The 15,790-nt window shown below is 49.2% G+C and carries 13 protein-coding genes; 8 read left to right on the forward strand and 5 right to left on the reverse strand.

Annotated features, from left to right (window positions below; genetic code table 11):
- Nucleotides 1–91: 91 nt before the first annotated feature.
- Entirely contained in the window at nucleotides 92–1,030 is a 939-nt protein-coding gene (locus tag QCB44_RS03755; protein WP_347710084.1) for a pyridoxal-phosphate dependent enzyme, read from the reverse strand.
- Between the two features lie 75 nt (nucleotides 1,031–1,105).
- Between QCB44_RS03755 and QCB44_RS03760 the strand changes: the two genes are divergently transcribed.
- Nucleotides 1,106–2,323, forward strand: coding sequence for an ammonium transporter (locus QCB44_RS03760; protein ID WP_279407998.1), 1,218 nt, complete (start codon nucleotides 1,106–1,108; stop codon nucleotides 2,321–2,323).
- Nucleotides 2,324–2,480: 157 nt separating this feature from the next.
- Complete coding sequence (locus QCB44_RS03765) at nucleotides 2,481–4,901, forward strand: ATP-binding protein (RefSeq protein ID WP_279407999.1); 2,421 nt, start codon at nucleotides 2,481–2,483, stop codon at nucleotides 4,899–4,901.
- A 55-nt stretch (nucleotides 4,902–4,956) separates the two neighbouring features.
- Here the strand turns inward: QCB44_RS03765 and QCB44_RS03770 are convergent, their stop codons facing one another.
- On the reverse strand, nucleotides 4,957–5,523 hold the full coding sequence (locus QCB44_RS03770; protein ID WP_279408000.1) for a DUF2062 domain-containing protein: 567 nt from the start codon (nucleotides 5,521–5,523) through the stop codon (nucleotides 4,957–4,959).
- Between QCB44_RS03770 and QCB44_RS03775 the strand changes: the two genes are divergently transcribed.
- From QCB44_RS03775 to QCB44_RS03800, 6 genes are all read left to right on the forward strand, one after another.
- Nucleotides 5,522–8,104: a DNA internalization-related competence protein ComEC/Rec2 gene (locus QCB44_RS03775; protein ID WP_279408001.1), complete on the forward strand. Its 2,583-nt coding sequence runs from the start codon at nucleotides 5,522–5,524 to the stop codon at nucleotides 8,102–8,104. The two genes, QCB44_RS03770 and QCB44_RS03775, sit on opposite strands and share 2 nt — an antisense overlap.
- A gap of 7 nt (nucleotides 8,105–8,111) precedes the next feature.
- A complete protein-coding gene (lpxK, locus tag QCB44_RS03780) occupies nucleotides 8,112–9,170 on the forward strand; it encodes a tetraacyldisaccharide 4'-kinase (RefSeq protein ID WP_279408002.1) in 1,059 nt (352 codons plus the stop codon).
- Nucleotides 9,171–9,279: 109 nt separating this feature from the next.
- Nucleotides 9,280–9,480, forward strand: a complete 201-nt coding sequence (locus tag QCB44_RS03785) for a Trm112 family protein (protein WP_279408003.1) — start codon at nucleotides 9,280–9,282, stop codon at nucleotides 9,478–9,480.
- 34 nt (nucleotides 9,481–9,514) lie between these two features.
- The gene (kdsB, locus tag QCB44_RS03790; RefSeq protein ID WP_279408004.1) at nucleotides 9,515–10,270 is read left to right on the forward strand and encodes a 3-deoxy-manno-octulosonate cytidylyltransferase; all 756 of its coding nucleotides are present in this window, start codon (nucleotides 9,515–9,517) and stop codon (nucleotides 10,268–10,270) included.
- A 14-nt stretch (nucleotides 10,271–10,284) separates the two neighbouring features.
- Nucleotides 10,285–10,482 (forward strand): hypothetical protein, encoded by a 198-nt coding sequence (locus QCB44_RS03795; RefSeq protein WP_279408005.1) that lies wholly within the window; start codon nucleotides 10,285–10,287, stop codon nucleotides 10,480–10,482.
- Between the two features lie 171 nt (nucleotides 10,483–10,653).
- On the forward strand, nucleotides 10,654–12,069 hold the full coding sequence (locus tag QCB44_RS03800) for a PilZ domain-containing protein (RefSeq protein ID WP_279408006.1): 1,416 nt from the start codon (nucleotides 10,654–10,656) through the stop codon (nucleotides 12,067–12,069).
- Nucleotides 12,070–12,087: 18 nt separating this feature from the next.
- On the opposite strand, the gene QCB44_RS03805 is transcribed toward QCB44_RS03800, so the two are convergent.
- The 3 genes from QCB44_RS03805 to QCB44_RS03815 form a co-directional block, all read right to left on the reverse strand.
- Entirely contained in the window at nucleotides 12,088–12,993 is a 906-nt protein-coding gene (locus QCB44_RS03805; RefSeq protein WP_279408007.1) for a cobalamin-binding protein, read from the reverse strand.
- Between the two features lie 62 nt (nucleotides 12,994–13,055).
- On the reverse strand, nucleotides 13,056–13,664 hold the full coding sequence (cobO, locus tag QCB44_RS03810) for a cob(I)yrinic acid a,c-diamide adenosyltransferase (protein WP_279408008.1): 609 nt from the start codon (nucleotides 13,662–13,664) through the stop codon (nucleotides 13,056–13,058).
- A 105-nt stretch (nucleotides 13,665–13,769) separates the two neighbouring features.
- The gene (locus QCB44_RS03815; RefSeq protein WP_279408009.1) at nucleotides 13,770–15,758 is read right to left on the reverse strand and encodes a TonB-dependent receptor; all 1,989 of its coding nucleotides are present in this window, start codon (nucleotides 15,756–15,758) and stop codon (nucleotides 13,770–13,772) included.
- Nucleotides 15,759–15,790: the final 32 nt, after the last annotated feature.

The raw sequence follows: 15,790 nt of genomic DNA on the forward strand, positions 1-15,790 counted from the left end.
TTAAATAATTTTAGTCTATTATAAGGCCTGTTTATTTGTATATGGGCGTAAAGTTACTTAAAAACTTTTGATCCATCATACCAAAATAAATTTATAGAGTGGTAGAGTCCGTACCTTGTTGCAGGGCGTTTCCTTGAAGGCCTCCGGTGTGTAATAAAATCACTTTAGAGTGTGGGGGGATTTCTCCTCGTTGCAGCTGATCGTAGAAAGCGGCCACCATTTTTATGCTGTAAACCGGATCAAGCGGAATCGAGAATTGCGCTTCAAAGCGTTGTTTCAATTGCTGAAGTTCAGGTGTGATTTTGCCGTAGCCGCCGGCGTGATAGTCGGTCAGCATTTGCCACGCTACGGCTGGAGGGATTCCGACCCATTTACGGATGGAGGGCAGCAGGTAGTCCGCCTGTTTCAACACCGCCACCCCGTTAATTTTTCGGTTTGCGCGTGCAAGTGCATAGCGTACCAATCCGGCAAATGTAGCGCCTGTTCCCACTGGCGTGAACAGAGTATCCCATTGCGGGCACTGCTGTTCGATTTCGGTCATGAGACTCTCAAATCCTTGAATAGCGAGTTCATTACTGCCGCCTTCGGGGAGGAGATAGGCGTCGGGGTAACGCTGTTGTAGGTCGAGAAGAAAATCGGGATCGTCTCTGAGACGATAGACTTGTCGGGTTAGAAACTCTAATGCCATGCCGTTATCAACGGCTTGCTTGAGAGTATGGCTCCACGTATGGGGGGAGGCGGCCAATTCCTCCCCGCGAATCAGGCCGATGCTTTTAAGGCCTGCTTCCTTGGCGGCGTAAGCCGTTGCCGCAATGTGATTGGAGTAGGCGCCGCCAAAAGTGATCAAGGTGGTTTTACGCTGCAGTTTTGCCGCATCTAGATTGAATTTCAGCTTATGCCATTTGTTACCCTGGATGTGCGGATGGTTGAGATCATCTCGTTTTACCCATACTTTGACCCGGTAGCGATCGAATAAGGGATCGCTAATAGCCATGAGCGGTGTTGGAATTTCCATTATTTTTACAGGCATTTTTGATAAAATTCGAACTGCTTTTTAGATAAGAACAGATAATAAAATCGATAAAAAACCGTTTTGGAGCCTACTGTGGAGCAGTTAACTACAAGTATTGACGTTTTATTTATATTACTGGGTGCTATTTTAGTGCTCTTTATGCATGCCGGTTTTGCTTTTTTAGAAGTAGGAACGGTCCAGCATAAAAACCAGGTAAATGCGCTGGTTAAGATCATGAGTGATCTGGGGGTGTCGACAGTCGCCTACTTTTTTGTTGGGTATGGTATCGCTTATGGCGTTTTCCTTGGTTTTAACCTGGATGGTGCCTTGACGCAAGCGATGACGGAACGTTCTGGTTATGATTTGGTGAAGTTTTTCTTTTTGATGACCTTTGCCGCTGCGATTCCGGCGATTGTTTCCGGAGGGATTGCTGAACGTGCCAAGTTTTATCCGCAGTTGGCGGCGACCTTTTTTATTGTGGCGCTGATTTACCCGTTTTTTGAGGGCATTGCTTGGAATGGCAATTTTGGTATTCAAGCGTTGTTGGAGCAGAATTACGGGGCTGGCTTCCACGATTTTGCCGGTTCGATCGTCGTGCATGGTGTCGGTGGCTGGATCGCTTTGGTTGCGGTGATGTTATTGGGTGCGCGTAGCGGACGCTATACCAAAGATGGCGAAATCAAGCAGGCACATCCGCCTTCCAGTATTCCATTTTTGGCCTTGGGAGCGTGGATTCTGACTGTGGGATGGTTCGGTTTCAATGTCATGTCTGCTCAACAGATCGAAGGGATTCAAGGTTTGGTGGCTGTCAACTCGCTGATGGCCATGGTCGGCGGCATTCTGGCTGCCACGTTTATTGGCGATAAAGACCCTGGTTTTGTGCATAACGGACCTTTGGCCGGTTTGGTTGCGATCTGCGCCGGTTCCGACGTGGTCAGTCCGCTGGGAGCTTTAGTCATCGGTGCCATTGCAGGGGCGCTGTTTGTAAAAGCCTTTGTTTGGACACAAAAGAACCTGAAAGTGGACGATGTTTTAGGGGTGTGGGCGCTGCACGGTTTGTGTGGCGTTTGGGGTGCGATTGCCGTGGGTATTTTCGGTACTACTGCTTTTGGCGGCTTGGGCGGCGTGGCGATTGAGTCGCAAATTGTAGGGACTCTGATGGGGGTTTCTGTTGCCGTGGTCGGGGCCGCAATCGTTTACGGTCTGATCAAAAAAGTCGTTGGATTGCGTCTCAGCGAAGAGCAAGAATACAATGGTGCGGATTTGAGCCTGCATCGCATTCATGCCAACCCTCCGAGAGAAGATTATTAAACAGGGGTTATCTGTCTGTCTAAGCTGACGGAGCAGAGTGACTCGGGTAAGATAGAGGGAATGGTTTTTTTCAACCATTCCCTTTTTTTATGCCGCTCAAAACCCGTGGTTGGGGTGTTTGAGTAAAGGTAAATGAAAACAACAAGTTGGAACATCAATGCGAAAATTAACGGCAGATCAACTCTATCGACAAACCCATTTGGATTCAGAACGTTTTGCACCGGATAAGGTGACGATTGAAGAGCGGGATGTCATCGAGTTTATGAAGCGGTTCCATCCACGTGCCTATCAATCGTTGAATTTCGGTCTGCATATGAAGCGCAACCAGAACCATATTTTTATTATGGGGGAACCGGGTGTCGGGCGCATTGGCATGACCAAAGCGATGCTGAATCAAGCGGCAGCCTCTAAGCCGATGCCGAAGGATGTGGTGTTGGTCTCGGATTTTGCCGACAGCGATAAGACCAAATACCTTTACTTTAAAGCCGGTCACGGCCATGAATTTAAACTGGCGATGGAGTCGTTGGTGACTCAGTTGAAATCTCAGTTACCGATTGTATTTGATGGTCATGCTTATCAACAGCGCAGTCAGCAGCTGGAAAACGAACTTTTAGCCAAACAGCAGGCGATTCTGGAACCGGCATTTGAGTTGGCGGAAAACCTCAGCATCGAGATCATTCAGACCGAAAATAATTTTGTCCTCTCGGCGATTATTGATGATCAGCGTTATAAACTGAGCGATCTGAAGCAATTCGACGAACCGACTCAGAAATACTTTACCGAAGGGCTGGAGACCGTTGAAGATGCGTTAAATCAGGCGTTAACCCATTTTCCTTATCTGCAGCATGAATACCTCGATGCCGGCAAGAAACTCAATACTGAAGTGGCAACGGAGAACATTCGTCCCTTGATTGACGGTCTTAAAATGGAATTTGGCGAGACTGAAGAGATCAAGCAGTATTTGGATGATTTGCAGAACAGCCTGGTGTCCAAACTGCATCTTTTCTGGGATTCCAGTGCCGATCAGGTGACAACGTCAAGTACGCAAATCAGCATGGAAGAACTGCTTTCTGAGCAGCAAGGGCTGTCAATTTTTGAAGTCAATCTATTGGTCGATCATCGAGGTCTGAAGCACGCGCCGGTGATCTATGAGCAAAATGCGAGCATGCCCAAGCTGTTTGGTTATGCGATCAACTCAGCGACGGTTTCTACCGCCGATCCGCTGACCTTGGCGATGAGCCATCAGGCTGGTTTGTTGCAACAGGCGAATGGCGGCTTTCTGGTGTTGGGAATTCAGTCGGTATTAAAAGACCCGGATATTTGGTCGCACCTGAAAGCCGCGCTGATGAGCAAGAAAATCAGTTTTGAGATTCCGACCTCACGTAATGTGGTGCCGTATCATTTGCCGGACTTTCCATTGAATATCACTTTAGTGCTGGTCGGGCAAGCGGTGCATTTTTATGCGCTGCTGGAGATTGACCCGGAATTTAGCCGTCTGTTTAAGGTTCAGGTGGAATTTGAAGTCGAGTTGGAGCGTACTGAAGAGCACGAGCTGACGATGGCTAACCAGCTCGCGTACGAGGTGGGGCTGTGGGAAGATCTGCCGGTTGAGAGCAGCGCCTATGAGCGGCTGATTGAATACGCTTCGCGTATGGCCGAAGATGCCAGTCGACTGTATACCAATAAGGCCATTTTGCGTGATGTTCTGGCAGAAGCCAATGCCTATGCACGGGCCAACGGTGAAGAGAGGGTAACGCGGCAGACGGTGGAGGAGACCATTTTGCAGCGTGACTTCCATACCGGTCTGATGGAAGAGTATTACCACCGCGCCATTATCGAACAGCAGGTTTTGATTTCCGTCGAAGGCACGCAAATCGGTCAAGTGAACGGCTTGACGGTATTAACCGTAGGTAAATTGTCCTTTGGACAGCCGGTGCGCATTACCGCTCAGGCCGCCGCCGGAGATGAGGGGGTTCTGGATATCGAACGTGAAGTCGAGATGGCGGGGCCGATCCACTCGAAAGGCGTTTTGATTCTGAGTGGTTATCTGCGAGGACGTTACATGAATCAGCGTTCTCTAGGCTTTAGTGCTTCGATTGTGATGGAACAATCTTATAGTGGAGTGGAAGGCGATTCGGCATCGTCCGCTGAACTGCTGGCGCTGATCTCATCCATTGCGCGGGTGCCGTTACGTCAGGATCTGGCGGTGACCGGTTCCATCAATCAGTTCGGTGAAATTCAACCGATCGGCGGGGTAAACGAGAAAATTGAAGGTTTCTTCAAAGTCTGTCAGGCACGCGGTTTGACCGGGCACCAAGGAGTGATTATTCCGGAAGCGAATGCGCGCCATCTAATGCTCAGTACCGAAGTGCGCGAAGCAGTTGAAAGAGGCGAATATCACGTTTACACCATGAGTCACATTGATGATGCCTTGGGCTTGTTGACCGATATGGCGGTGGGGCAGGCTAATGAGAAAGGGGAATTTCCGGAAGGCAGTATCAACGCCAAAGTGGTGTCTGCGCTGGAAAGGATGAATGAAAAGCATGATGAGCACGACGACCATCATCACCATAAATAAAGCTTAAAAACCGCACAGGCCTGTTCGGTTTGCCAAATGTGCTTTGCAAGGGCGATTATTTATTGGCTTTCTTAGCCTGTTTTTCTTCGGCGCGGAATTTTTTGCGCCATTTGCGGCTACGGCGGGTTTTCCAGGCTTTAAGCACATGATGGCGCCAGAGCAGGTCGACGGTGAAGTAACCGATGACGCCGAGTACGATGCCAACCACAAAGCTGCCAAGGAACAGGGGTAACCATAATTCACCCAGGGTATTGACCATCCACTCCCAGCTTAATTCAAAGTGCCAGTTTTCACTGAGTGGGTGGCCGAGAATGTAGGCTCCGACCAGGTAGTTGAAATAGAAAATCGGTGGCATGGTAAGGGGGTTGCTGATCCAGACCAAGGCCACACTGATGGGCAGGTTGGCGCGAAACAGAACAGCAGTAATGGCAGACGCCAGCATTTGTGAGGGAATCGGAATCGTCATCCAGAAGAGACCGATTAAAAACGCTTTGGAAACCGAGTGCCGGTGCAGATGCCAGATGCTTGGATTGTGTAGCCAGCTTCCTAACACCCCAATCCCTTTCAGGTTTTTGATTTTGTCCGGGGTGGGCATATAACGTTTAATGAGCTTTTTAGGCATGTTTATCGGTTTTGTAATTGCGTTTGTCTTAAGCGTTTACGGTTTTTACCAGTTTTCAGAACGGCCTGGCTTGTGGCCGCCCTTGCTGGTTTTTCTAGCTTTTGCTGCACTGTCATTGTTGCTGGCGTTACAGCGAAGAGGAGCGAAGTGGCTGGCGCTGGCGCAAAACCGTTATACCCCCTTGCTGCCCGTAGTCGCTAATGTCGTATTGGGAATTATTATAGGCTGGTGTTGGGCGTTTGGGCAGACTTTTTTTAGTGCCGGCCTACCTGAAGAGAATTTAAACCGTCCCATTCTGATCCAGGGTGAAATCGTCGGGTTGCCGGCCGTTTTCCACGATTCGCAGAGAGTGCGCATTCAATTCAATATGGAGGTGCTGAGAATTGCTGAAATTGATTCTGAACAGGCCTGGTCAAGCTTGAAACACTCTGAACGTTCTACACTTTCGACTCCCAACCCAAAACTCCAGTTGAACTGGTACCTCCCTCTAACACAGTTTTCCGATTTAACTGTGCCTTTGAAGCCCGGACAAGTCTGGCAACTCCCGGTTAAGCTGAAAGCCAATCACGCGAGTATGAACCTGGCATCGTTGGATTATGAGAGTTGGCTGTTTCAAAACCGTATCGCGGCGAAAGGTTATGTGTTGAATCGCGCCGAAATGGGTCATCACCTGAAGCGCTTGCAAGCTTCGGATGGCGGCTGGCGCTTTCAAGTATCGCAGCGTTTGCAACAGGCTTTTGCCGGGAGTCCGTTTGCCGGATTATACGAGGCGTTAAGCTATGGCGATCGCAGCCACATCAGCGATGCCCAGTGGCAAGTCTTGCAGAACACGGGCACGATTCACCTGATGGCCATCTCCGGACTGCATATGGGGATTGTCGCCGCCCTGGGGTTTTGGTTGTTTAAAGGGTTATGGTGGCTGGGGCTTTACCGAATAGAGCGACTGAACTTACCGATGCTGGGTGCAAGTGGTGCCTTGCTGTTTGCCAGCTTTTATCTGATGCTGGCCGGATTTTCGATTCCGACGCAACGTGCTTATCTTATGGTGTTGGCGGTGATCCTGTTTTTGCTGGTCAAACGCCGGTTCCGTCCCTGGCCTGCGTTGGCATTGGCGGCCTTGTTGGTGGTGTTGTGGGATTCGCGTTCAGTATTGAGTCACGGTTTCTGGCTCTCGTTTCTCGCGGTCGCGCTCATTTTTGCGGTCATCCAGCGGCCCGGGTTTAGGCAGGCCTCACGCTGGCAGCAGTTGCTGTGGATTCAAGTCGTCTTGACATTGGGATTGGCACCGTATCTGCTCTACGCTTTTCATTTTCTTCCCTTGTATAGTCTGCCGGCGAATCTCATCGCGGTACCACTGGTCAGTTTGGTTTTATTGCCGCTGTTATTGCTGGTGTCTGTGGTCGCACTATTTTCCGTGCCGTCGGCGGCTTGGCTGACTCAGTATATGGACGATCTATGGCAGTGGCTATGGCAGGGTTTGACGCTGTTGGCTCTGCCGGATTCGACGACCCTGCCATTGGGCGGGTTGTCTCTAGAGCTGCTATTGATAGGCTATTTGACCCTGTTTGTTTTGCTGATGGCTCGTAGCAACAGGATTAAAGTGTTTGCAACGGCGGGCTTGCTGGCTATTTTACTCGCAGTGTTCTTTAACCAAACCAGTCAAAGAGCCAAAACCGGACAGGCCTGGGTCCATTTGCTGGATGTGGGGCAGGGGTTGGCGGTGGTGATTGAAACCGCCAATCATGTCATGGTGTACGATACCGGTGCCAAATGGGGCGATAAAATGGACGGCGCCAAACTGGCGATTCTACCGTTGTTGCGTTCTAAAAGCTGGAATCATATCGACCAGGTGATGGTGAGCCACTCCGACTTGGATCACGCCGGAGGCCTGGAGCGTTTGCTCAAGGAAATGCCGGTTAGGCGTGTCACCAGCGGTCAACCTGCCAAGGTGGCCGAGATGATCGCGGCAACGCAAGCCAATAAAGCCATGCCGAAGGTCAATCCGTGTCATAGCGGCCGGCATTGGGAGTGGGACGGGGTGGTGTTTGAGGTGCTTTACCCAGGGCTGTCTGAAGTGAGCGCGATGATTGGCAATGACAATGACCATTCCTGTGTGTTGAAAGTGAGCGCATCCAATCAATCGGTTTTGCTAACCGGGGATTTAAGCCAGAAGGCGGAAGAGCATCTTATTAACCGTTATCGACAACAAGGAGAGGTGGAGCGCTTACAGGCGGATCTCTTGGTCGCCGGGCATCACGGTAGCCGTCACTCAACGGGCGAGCAATGGTTAAAGGTGGTTAACCCCAAAGTGGTACTGTTTTCCTCTGGCTATCGTAACCGCTACGGTTTTCCCAATCAGCAGACGGTGCAGCGGCTTAAGCCGGGAACGAGCTGGTTAAATACGGCATGCTCCGGCGGCATTGGCTATTTATTGGGGGCATCGCAACCAGAGGGCAAGATTGGTGAGAATGGTGTGTCCTCCATTTTATTGCCAGAACCTAACTATGAAGCCAGAAAACAGCGTCAAAAATGGTATCATCACCAATGTTTGCCGCAAGGACAGGGAAAATTTTATCAATGAGGCATGTATGAGTTGGCCGTCATTTTGGATGCACAAAACAGGGATGTGGGCGCGCGTACTGCAACCGTTAGGTCGTCTGGTCTGTGCTGAGGCCAGGCGTCGTTTGCAGCGCTTTCGTAGTCAGGCTTCAGTTCGAGCAACGTCGGCTCCTGTGATTGTGGTGGGGAATGTCGTGGTCGGCGGCAGTGGTAAGACCCCGTTTATTGTTTGGTTGGCAAATCAATTACAGAATCAGGGACTTAGCGTCGGTATTGTCAGTCGAGGCTATGGCGGTAAATCCAAACACTGGCCGCAGGTGGTCACCGCCGACAGTGAACCTGCTTTGGTGGGGGACGAGCCCGTGTTGCTGGCCAAGCAACTGGGTTGCGGCATCGTGGTGTCGCCAAAGCGCAACGAAGCCATTGCAAGGCTTGAAGCGCAATTCCAACCGGATGTGATTATCAGTGACGATGGTTTGCAACACTATGCAATGGCGCGGGATCTGGAGATTGTTATGGTTGATGCGCAGCGCGGTTTTGGTAATGAGCGGTGTCTGCCGGCCGGCCCGTTGCGCGAACCTTTAGAGCGGCTGGAATCGGTCGATTGTATCGTGTTAAACGGCGAACTGGCGAGCAGCGCATTGCAGCAGACACTGAGCGTTTACGACGACAAATGTTTTACCATGCGTTTGGTGCCAGCCTGCTTTTGTCGGGTCGCCGATCCCCTGGAAAAACGGCCCATTGACGCGTTCAGTGGGCAGTCTGTACAGGCTCTAGCGGGGATCGGCAATCCGCAACGCTTTTATGAAACCCTGGAGGGGTTGAATATAGAGGTGGATGGTTGCGATTTCCCTGACCATCACCGTTATACCAACGCTGATTTTGCTGAGTTTGATCCGCAAAAACCTTTGCTCATGACCGAGAAAGATGCGGTAAAATGTCGCCAGATTGCGCAACACCAGCCGGATTTGAATCTCTGGTATTTGCAGGTGACCCCCGAAGCGGATGCGTTGCTGTTTGCAAGGTTGTACCAGCGTTTACAGCCATTGCTCCGGTCTCCGCGTAATAGTCTAAGCCAGAATATTTAAGGGTTTAGACAGGCCTGCTAGAAAAATCCAACGCAACCGAATAAATGAATTAACATGACCTGAGTTTTTCCTTTGCCTTGTGCACAGAAAGTCAGTCTGAGAGAAAATTATGGATCCAAAACTGCTCGAAATTTTAGTGTGTCCGGTCAGCAAGACCAAGCTGATTTACGATAAGAAAAAGCAGGAGCTGGTCTCTACGGCGGCAAATTTAGCCTACCCTGTACGCGACGGTATCCCGATCTTGTTGGAAGATGAAGCCCGCCAGATCAGTGCGGAAGAAGCGGAACATTTTCGGAAGTTAAAAGCGTGATCACGCAAGCGATGACAGGGATGAGAGCGGCACGATGAGCTTTAGTGTGATTATTCCGGCACGTTTTGAATCGAGCCGATTGCCAGGCAAACCTTTGATGGAGATCAACGGTAAGCCGATGATCGAATGGACCTGGCGTCAGGCGAAAAAGTCGGGCGCGGAGCGTATTATTATCGCGACCGAATCCGAGCAAGTGCAGCAAGCCTGCGCAGCATTTGGTGCCGAAGTCTGTTTGACGGCTGCGCACCACCAATCGGGTACGGAGCGCATCGCAGAAGTGATCGAACTTTGCAGTTTGGGCGGTGATGAGATCATTGTAAATGTGCAAGGTGATGAACCGATGTTGCCGCCCGAGCTGATTCACCAGGTGGCCGATGGCTTGCGAGATCATCCGGAGATTTCAATGGCGACTTTATGCGAACCGATTCACGATGTGGAAACGGTGTTCGATCCCAACGCGGTGAAGGTCAGCCGTGATGTGGCGAACCGAGCTATCAATTTCAGTCGCGCACCGCTGCCGTGGTCACGCGATACGTTTTGCGAAGGTTCAAAATCTTTGCCGGAAAACTGGGCTTACAAGCGTCATATCGGTTTGTATGCCTACCGCGCCGGTTTTGTAAAACAGTATGTGGCTTGGCCGGAGTGCGCTTTGGAGCAGGTCGAAAAACTCGAACAGTTGCGAGTACTGTGGCACGGTGAAAAAATTCTTGTATTGGATGCGTTATGTGAAGCGGGAATCGGGGTGGATACCGAGGCGGATCTGGTTAAAGTACGCGGTTTAATGGCCTAACAGAAAGTGAGATCATGCTTAAATACCTGACCTTGGCCGCGATTATTTATTTCTTTTTTTGGCTGATTAAACACAAAATTCGCACGCGCAAATTGGCTCAGCAGGGCATTGTCGTGGAACAAAAAGGGCTGCGTCCGATTACGCTGTTAAGTATCGTTATGCTGGTCATGTACGGCGGTTATATGCTCTATTATTTCTTTACCCGGGCCTGATCAGGCTTTATCTTGATGCCAAGGCCGTGTTACGGCCACTCATTCTCGAGTATTTATCCATTTTCTTAGCCGATTATTGGTATAGAATTTGTTAAATACCAGCCATCACGGATCTCCTTGTCAGCTGAGATCATTATGTAACAGAAGAAACAGGTTTGAAGCAGGTTTAAAGTGCCGGGAACGCATTACGACAACGATCACTCCTTTATCGAAATTCTACCTTTCGAATATAAGAAGATCGCCTATAGAATTCTGCGCAGCAGCTCGTTGGAAATTATGCTTCTGGATCTGAGGAGTCAGTATTCCAAGCATTTTGAAGAGTTCAAAAGCGCCGAGCCGCTCGACACGCAGATGGTCGAGAAAACGATCTGTGCCTGCATCGTTGCCAAAATCACTTCGTTTTCCAAAATGCTGTATATCAATGAGATTGAGTTCCAGTTTTTGGAAGAGACGCTCTATAAAGCGTTGAGTGTTCTACTTGATATTCCCGCTACAGAAACCCCAACCATTCAAACCGCCTTGGTTGAAGATCATCCCAAGACGCTGCACTGGATCACCAAGGAACGGTCCGATCATGGAAAATATTCCTTGGCGATCCGCAGCCGTCGTGAAAACACCCGCCGCTATTTCCGTTATACAGCGGATATGAGTTACCACTTTATTCGAATCGGCAGTCATGAAAAAGTGGAAGAGCTTCAAGGCGATATTTACAGTTCCGGGATCAAGCACTTCAATAAGATCGTCAATGAAAAACTTGACAGTATTGTGGTCAATTACAGTAAAAACATTCGCGCCGCACTCGGAGAAAAATATCCGGAAGCGCTCGACCTGTTCATGGTGGTGCTCGAGAAACTTGAGTATCTACGCGAGGTGTTAAACGGTATTTCTGTAGGGGTGATTAATATTGAAACCGCGTTGCGTTTTTTGAATGAGAACCTCAACAACACGCTGGATTACGCCTCTCTGAATAATAATATCCGTACTGAGAGTATTTTGAGGGATTTCGAGGAAAAGCTTAATCAGATCAATCACCATACGATTGAATTGCTGGAAAAATCCACGCCCCACAAACTGTATGAAGGGCCGGTGCTTGAAAAGTTGAAAATCGATCACGACATTCGCGGTTATATCGAAAAAAACAAGAAGAACGGCTCCAAGTTGCTAAAGGCGTTCATTGACCTCTATCACTACACATTGTTGATGGAGAAGATCTACAACAATATCTCCAGCAGCCATTACATCATTATTTTTCCGGAGTATTGGTCACAAGAGTTTCATGATATCTCGCCAGGCGGTTTTGCTTTCTATAGTGAATTTTTGGTGGAGAAAGGCGATATTCTTGAGCTGTTTTTACGCATCAATGTCGCGACGACTGGAGTCGAGGAATACGAGATTGTGCATCAGCGAGCTAAAGTGGTCAGGGTGGAACCGAAATACGACGAGGGGCGCTACCTGATCGCCTGTGAATTTATGATGTGTCCGGAAGAGACGCTTGAGCTGATTACCCATGCGACTCAGGGACAAGAAGTGAAAGACGCTTACGCTTCGTCGGGGCTGCTTGACGAAGACGACGCTTTTGCCATTTAAATTGGCAATGTCGTTTTTTTAGGGAGGTAAATCATAAGCTTTCCGAGCTTGGTCAAGTAGGTCACAAAGCGGTTCTAAGGCGCGCACAAAGCGAGCCGTTGGTCGTTGGTAGAGATTGTTGTTCAGCAAATAGATCTGCTGCCGCTTGACCGCCTTGAGCGTTGGGTAGCGCCGCCAGGATTGTAGCCAGGCCTGCTGAAAAGATTTTTGCCCGCCTAATAAAATGACATGAGGATTTCTTGCCAGCACCGTTTCCATGGCGACTTCAGCGGTTAAACTGGGCAGATCACTAAAAAGGTTTCGTCCGCCGCATAGCGCAATCCCCTGGCTGATAAATTGTTCTTTTCCCATGGTGATGAGAGGCTGATTCCAAATTTGGTAAAACACACTCACCGGTGTTTTACTGCCATAACGCTGTTGCAGAGAGGTGAGGAGTTGGCGAAGGCTTTGTGCTTCGGCTTTTGCAATGGATTGAGTGCCGGAAAGTTGGCCGATGCGTTCGATCAAGTCGGGGATATCGTTGAGTGTTGTGACTTCCGATTCGAATAGGTTCAGTCCCAGTGCTGCTAAGCGTTCGCTATCCTGCAAACGATTGCCTGACTTCCAGCCTAGAATCAGATCCGGTTTTAACGCAATAATCGCTTCCAAATTGAGTGCGTGGTGATCGCCGACAATCGGCAGTTTTTGCGCCGTTTCAGGGTAATCCGAGTAATTCACTACGCCGACCAATTTATCACCGGCGCCTGCTGAATAGACTATTTCTGTGAGATGCGGTGCCAGGGTAATGATGCGCTTGATTTCAGCGGGTGAGGAGTCGGTTTGTGACCAGGCCTGTTGAGAATAAAAAACGATCCAGACACAGAAAAATATGGCATAGAGTGAATCGATGTTGCAGCTGAATTTGATGCAAGTATTAAGACGCATAATCTAAAGCTCAGAAATAGCCAAGTGGTTGCAATGAAAAATAGAATCGTTTTCGGGAGACTCTAAAAGTCAAATCCGGGCTGCGCTTTGATGCCGCTTTTGTAGGCATGTTTTTCATCCTTGATCTCAGAGACGGTATCGGCCATCTCACGCAGTTCCGCTATGGCGGAACGGCCAGTGACCACCACGTGCTGCATTTCCGGGCGTTCGCTGATGGTGTTGAGTACGAGCTCCTTATCGAGGTAGTCATAGCTCAGTAGATAGGTCAGTTCGTCCAACACCACCAAGTCATAACCCGGATCGGTCAACATCTGCGTCGCGACGTTCCAAGCGTGTTCTGAGGTGGCAATGTCTTGTGCACGGTTTTGCGTTTCCCAAGTAAAGCCGTCACCCAACACATGCCATTCACAGTTTGGCTGAGTCTTGAAAAACGCCTCTTCACCCGTATCGGTCCGGTTTTTAATAAACTGACATACTCCGACCTTTTTGCCATGCCCCAACGCCCGTGCCACCATACCGAATGCGGAGGTGGATTTGCCTTTACCGTTGCCGGTGATCACCAGTAACAGGCCTTTTTCATGATTAGCACGGGCAATCGCCGCGTCAATCTGCGCTTTTTTGCGCTGCATACGGATTTGATGATAGTGGTTTTTTTGTGCTTGATCGACCATTTGAATTCCTGTGTTATGTCGATAGATCAATTTTATGTTTTTGTCGTCGAAAATGATGAAAAAAGGGGCTGAATTTAGCCCCTTGAATCAAATTTACCGATCAGCTCAGAACTGGTAGTTGGCTGACAGATAATAATAGCGTTCATAAACGCTAGGGTGAACATTGATTGTGTTGTCCCATTTTACAACGTAAAGTCCGTTGTTTTCGCCAAACACATTGTTGACTCCAATCTGAATCGACAATTGCTTGTTGGCCAGTTGGTAGCTCAAATCGGTGCTTCTGTAACCCGCAAAGCGCCCGTGTTCGTTGTTGAAATCCGAAATGGCATAACTGTCAGAGCTTTGTTTATGGGCGATGCGCAGACGCTGATTGGGCAGGGCTGCGAACCATGACGAGGTAAATTCATACTGGCCAAACAGCTTGAAGGTATGCTCTGAAGTGCCCGGTAACGCAGTGTTGTGATCCTCATTGCCGTTGAGGCTGTCGATGACGGCCTCAACGTAGCTGTAGTCAAGACCAGCGCTGAATGCCTGCCAGTTACGCGCGATGCTCAGGCTCACTCCCTGCTTGTGGGTCTTATCCAGGTTGGTGTTTATAGCCGAGTCAGGGTCATAATAAATCTCGTCGTTGATGTCCGCATGGAACAGTTCCGCGTTGAGCGACAGATTCTTATTTTTTCGTTTGTATCCCAAGGTATAGGTTTGGGTCTGTTGCGGTTCGATGAACTGATTAAATTCATAGGTGTAAGACCCAAAGTTAAAGCTGAAAAAACGGTCGATATTCGGTGCTAAAAATGCGTGATTAACATTAGCGTAAATGGAAGCAGACGGGGTAACCAGGTAATTGACGCCGAAGTTATAAGCATGCAGATTGTCATTTTGCGTCAGGTTTTGTGTCGCATTTGTAAAACGGTAGTCGAAATTTTGTTTGCGGTAGCCGGCGCTCATGGTAAGTGCTTCTGTTGCTTTCAGGGTCGCCAAGGCGTAGAGAGCGGCGGTGTCGCGCGAGGTGGTGTTATCACTGCCTTTGCGTTTGGCATCCTGCTGAGACAGTCCATACTGTAGCACCAGTCGATCTAACTGTGTTTTCATGTCCAGTTTTTGTTGTGTATGATCTGTGTCATAGCCAAATGCATACGGCCCCCATTCACCGTACCACACAGAATCAGAAGACTTGTCCTGCTGGCTGAGCGTGTAGGTTAATCGGGTGTGTGCCGCTAGTTCGGTGGACAGAATTAGGGTTTTGCTGACAGTTTCATAGGCTTGATGAGTGTTGCCGCTAGTCAGATCGGTGGAGGCGTCGTTGCGGAAGTCAGTCAGCGACATCGCTTCGGGATAATTAACCTTTGAATCATTTTTTTCAAGGGTCAAGGTTGCATAAGTGGTTCTTTTAGCCAACCCGACAGTAGCAGAGAGGTTGGTGTTGTCGACGGTATTTTGCGTGCCGTCTGTATTGATTTGCTTATCACCGTTGCTGTGCAGAGCTTCCGCGTTGATCGCTCCCAGCAGGTTCAGGCCATCCACTACTGTGCTCCTTTTAACATTCAGGGCCTGATGGGTGGTGGCATTGGAACCATAAGAGGTCGAAACCTTAGCGATGTCGTTAGCTCGAAAGTGACGGTTAGTGGTAATGATAATGGCACCCGCGCTGGCCCCGTTACCATAGAGAACGGAACCAGACCCCTTGATAAGAGTAATCTCTTCTACAGAATTGAGTGCAATGCGGCTTAACTGTGGGGTAGCTAAATCGATGTTGTTTATTGAAACACCGTCGACCACAATTTGAATGTTTTCATGGCCTGATTCAATGCCATAGCCGTTCATGTCGAGTAAAGGGGCTAACGGATTGCCATTGGACTGAACGGAAATCGTGGTATTTTGGTTCAGAAATTCACTGAGCGATGTGGCGCCACTGGCTTGAATCTCTTCGCGACTAAAACTGTATGCAGAATAGGGCGTTTGCAGAGCCTCGGGCACAACCGGGGTTTGCGAAACATAAATGGTGTCCAGAATAGAACCTTCCGAGGCATTGGCAAAACCGTAAGAGGTGTATAAAGCTGCGAGCACTGCAGTCGAGAGTCTAGAAAATTTCATTAGTTTCCTTCATTTCATTACTGTATATGAAC

Origin of the sequence: Thiomicrorhabdus sp. zzn3 (assembly GCF_029767755.1) — a bacterium.
GTDB lineage: Bacteria > Pseudomonadota > Gammaproteobacteria > Thiomicrospirales > Thiomicrospiraceae > Thiomicrorhabdus.

What these genes read in the sequence shown, in the direction of transcription:
- QCB44_RS03785 (WP_279408003.1), top strand. Translation starts at nt 9,280, where the DNA reads ATGGATCCAAAACTGCTCGAAATTTTAGTGTGTCCGGTCAGCAAGACC.
- QCB44_RS03775 (WP_279408001.1), top strand. Translation starts at nt 5,522, where the DNA reads ATGTTTATCGGTTTTGTAATTGCGTTTGTCTTAAGCGTTTACGGTTTT.
- QCB44_RS03770 (WP_279408000.1), bottom strand. Translation starts at nt 5,523, where the DNA reads ATGCCTAAAAAGCTCATTAAACGTTATATGCCCACCCCGGACAAAATC.
- QCB44_RS03755 (WP_347710084.1), bottom strand. Translation starts at nt 1,030, where the DNA reads ATGCCTGTAAAAATAATGGAAATTCCAACACCGCTCATGGCTATTAGC.
- QCB44_RS03815 (WP_279408009.1), bottom strand. Translation starts at nt 15,758, where the DNA reads ATGAAATTTTCTAGACTCTCGACTGCAGTGCTCGCAGCTTTATACACC.
- QCB44_RS03795 (WP_279408005.1), top strand. Translation starts at nt 10,285, where the DNA reads ATGCTTAAATACCTGACCTTGGCCGCGATTATTTATTTCTTTTTTTGG.
- lpxK (WP_279408002.1), top strand. Translation starts at nt 8,112, where the DNA reads ATGAGTTGGCCGTCATTTTGGATGCACAAAACAGGGATGTGGGCGCGC.
- QCB44_RS03805 (WP_279408007.1), bottom strand. Translation starts at nt 12,993, where the DNA reads ATGCGTCTTAATACTTGCATCAAATTCAGCTGCAACATCGATTCACTC.
- QCB44_RS03765 (WP_279407999.1), top strand. Translation starts at nt 2,481, where the DNA reads ATGCGAAAATTAACGGCAGATCAACTCTATCGACAAACCCATTTGGAT.
- cobO (WP_279408008.1), bottom strand. Translation starts at nt 13,664, where the DNA reads ATGGTCGATCAAGCACAAAAAAACCACTATCATCAAATCCGTATGCAG.
- kdsB (WP_279408004.1), top strand. Translation starts at nt 9,515, where the DNA reads ATGAGCTTTAGTGTGATTATTCCGGCACGTTTTGAATCGAGCCGATTG.